We start from the raw sequence: 2,756 nt of genomic DNA, 5'->3' as shown, positions 1-2,756 counted from the left end.
TATATGCAATTTGCATTTTCGGAATCGGCGTGTTTACACCCGAACTATTTGGTTCAAAAAAAGCTTAATTCATTGGCATTGGACTTTAGTCCCGAATATGACGAGGTTAAAGCCATCGTTTCCTAGTTTTGCAAGAAGTCTAGTATAATTATAGTTGTTTTTAGTTTAGAAAGATATGAGAAGAAGTCTAAGTGATAAAGGAGTAGGAGGGGGGAGTTTGTTATCAACAATATTAACAACTTCATATCATAAAGTGAAGGAGAACAAGGAGTTAAATTCTCTCTTCACATCTTTCGTATTCTTATTATAGGGGCTTTATATAAACCGATGAACAATCAAAAATTAACAGTTAGTTAATGTGAAATATTTTCAAAGCTCTCTCCAAGTCATCAGGTGTATCGATTCCAAAACTATCTGTTTCAACTCTGACCATTGCTATCTCATAACCATGATACAAGGCTCGTAACTGCTCTAGCTTCTCTATATCTTCTAATGGAGAGGCTTCAAGTTCACAAAACTTTGCCAAAGATTTTTTGGTAAAACCATAAATCCCAATATGCCCTTTGTACTCATCAAAATGGTGGTCTCTAGGGTAGGGAACTTTTGCACGAGAGAAGTATAGAGCCTCACCGTGGTCATCTGTTACCACTTTTACGATGTTGGGGTCATCAGCCTCTGGGTTGTTTATCCGTTTGTAACAAGAGTTCATCATAATAGACTCATTTGAGGCATTCTTTTTTGTCAAATCAAATACTGCTCTAACAACCTCCTCTTCTATAAACGGTTCATCTCCTTGCACATTTATAATTATCTCATTATCAGTCAAATTTAGCTTTTGGGAAGCTTCATATATACGGTCTGTGCCTGATAGATGCTCGGTTGAGGTGATAACTGCTTGGATATTATACTCTTTTGCTATATCCACAACATCTTGCGAGTCTGTGGCGATGGCTACTTTGTCAATGGATTCGACAGCCTTTGCTGTGCGAATTACCATTGGTATTCCATTTATGTCTGCTAAGACTTTATTTGGAAAACGACTTGAGCCTATTCGTGCTGGGATTATTATCATTATGCCATTAACTCTTGTAGAGACTCTTTAGCAGATTTAATCGCCTCCTCTATCATCTCATCTGTAGTAGCCACAGAGATAAATCCAGTCTCATAAGATGAACAAGCTAGATAGACACCTTTTGCTAACATTTTTCCATGAAATTTTCCAAATAGCTCTGAATCATTCCCTAGTGCATCATCAAAGTTTTTAACAGGTTCAGGAGAGAAGAAGAATCCAAACATAGAGCCTCTAACATCTGTAACCATTGGAACACCAACAGCATCAGAAGCCTCTTTAAAACCTTCCATTAATCTTTTTGCTCTCTTCTCTAGTGTAGCATAAATTTCAGGATTTGCTTTTAGTTTCTCTATACTCGCAAGACCTGCTGCCATCGCAATTGGGTTACCAGAGAGTGTCCCTGCTTGGTATATTGGACCTTCAGGTGAGAGTTGAGACATAATCTCTTTTGATGCACCAAATGCCCCCACTGGCATACCTGCTCCGATTACTTTTCCAAGTGTTAGAATGTCAGGTCGTACAGCCGTAATTCCTTGGGCTCCATAAAGTGAAGCTCTAAATCCACTCATAACTTCATCAAAAATCAGTAAAGCCCCATGCTCATCACAAAGTTCTCTTAACTCCTGCAAAAACTTCTCATCAGCAGGAATGAGACCCATATTTCCAGCAATTGGCTCTATAATGATAGAAGATACACCCTCTTTGCTATCTGCAAAACACTTTTGTACACTCTCTATATCATTATATGTAGCAAGAAGCGTATGTTTTGTCAAATCAGCAGGAACACCTGGACTCGATGGATTTCCAAATGTTGCCATTCCTGAACCTGCTTGGACTAGTAGTGAGTCTGCGTGACCGTGGTAGCAACCTGTGAATTTGATAAAATCATCTCTCTTTGTATATCCTCTTGCAAGACGAATTGCAGACATTACAGCCTCTGTTCCTGAACTTACAAAACGAACTTTGTCGATAGTGTCAAACATCTCAACAACCTCTTTTGCGAGTTTTGTCTCTGTCTCTGTGGGTGCTCCAAAACTAAGACCATTTTTAACAGCAGAGATAACAGCCTCTTCTACATCACTATCAGCATGACCCAAGATAAGTGGACCCCAACTCTGCACAAAGTCAATATATCTGTTTCCATCTATGTCTATAAGATGTCCACCTTCACCTTTTGCCATAAATGGAGGTGTGCCACCAACGCTCGAAAATGCTCTAACTGGGGAGTCAACACCACCAGGGATGACCTCGTATGCCTCTTTGAATGCCACTTCACTTTTACTATAATTCATTATTAAATATATCCTTTTTTAAAATTTTTTGATTATACTATCTTTCTTGTTTTAAATTTCTTGATAAGGAGTAGTTGTGAGGATATTGTTTGCATTTGTTATAACTGTTTTTATATATAGTTTGTTGATATGGCTCTATTTTAGCAGTTTTCAAAAGATAAAGTTACATAAAAAACAATCTTTTGATAATATTATAAAGATAGCCGTAGTAAATATTCCTCTTCCAAAAAAAGAGAAGATAGCAAAAGTAGATAAGATAGTAAAAAAAGAGAGTAAAAAAATATTAGATGATAAAAAACTGAAAAAAGATAATAAAAAGAGAATAATAAAGAAAAAAATCAAAAAGAGAGAGCCAAAAGCTAAAAATAAAAAAAAACCTCACATCTCTAAAG

The 2,756-nt window shown here is 36.8% G+C and carries 3 protein-coding genes; 1 reads left to right on the top strand and 2 read right to left on the bottom strand.

Annotation, left to right across the window (positions count from 1 at the left end; translation table 11 throughout):
• Nucleotides 1-349: 349 nt before the first annotated feature.
• Together kdsB and hemL are read right to left on the bottom strand one after the other, a co-directional pair.
• Nucleotides 350-1,072 carry a 3-deoxy-manno-octulosonate cytidylyltransferase gene (gene kdsB / locus GSY74_RS08085; protein ID WP_164664597.1) on the bottom strand — a complete coding sequence of 241 codons (723 nt, stop codon included), beginning with the start codon at nt 1,070-1,072 and terminating at the stop codon, nt 350-352.
• Nucleotides 1,072-2,364 (bottom strand): glutamate-1-semialdehyde 2,1-aminomutase, encoded by a 1,293-nt coding sequence (gene hemL / locus GSY74_RS08080; protein ID WP_164664596.1) that lies wholly within the window; start codon nt 2,362-2,364, stop codon nt 1,072-1,074. The genes kdsB and hemL overlap by 1 nt, the downstream gene beginning before the upstream one ends.
• A 76-nt stretch (nt 2,365-2,440) precedes the next feature.
• On the opposite strand from hemL, the gene GSY74_RS08075 reads away from it, so the two are divergent.
• A partial coding sequence (locus GSY74_RS08075) for a hypothetical protein (protein ID WP_223157510.1) occupies nt 2,441-2,756 on the top strand: 316 nt, incomplete at its 3' end.

Origin of the sequence: Sulfurovum sp. bin170 (genome assembly GCF_010892395.1) — a bacterium.
In the GTDB taxonomy this organism is placed as follows: Bacteria; Campylobacterota; Campylobacteria; order Campylobacterales; family Sulfurovaceae; genus UBA1140.
Note: the sequence above shows the minus strand (reverse complement) of the source record. Positions and strands in the feature narration are given on the sequence as shown.

Excerpts from the sequence above, each read along its gene's own strand:
- kdsB (WP_164664597.1), bottom strand. The coding sequence starts at position 1,072 with ATGATAATAATCCCAGCACGAATAGGCTCAAGTCGTTTTCCAAATAAA.
- hemL (WP_164664596.1), bottom strand. The coding sequence starts at position 2,364 with ATGAATTATAGTAAAAGTGAAGTGGCATTCAAAGAGGCATACGAGGTC.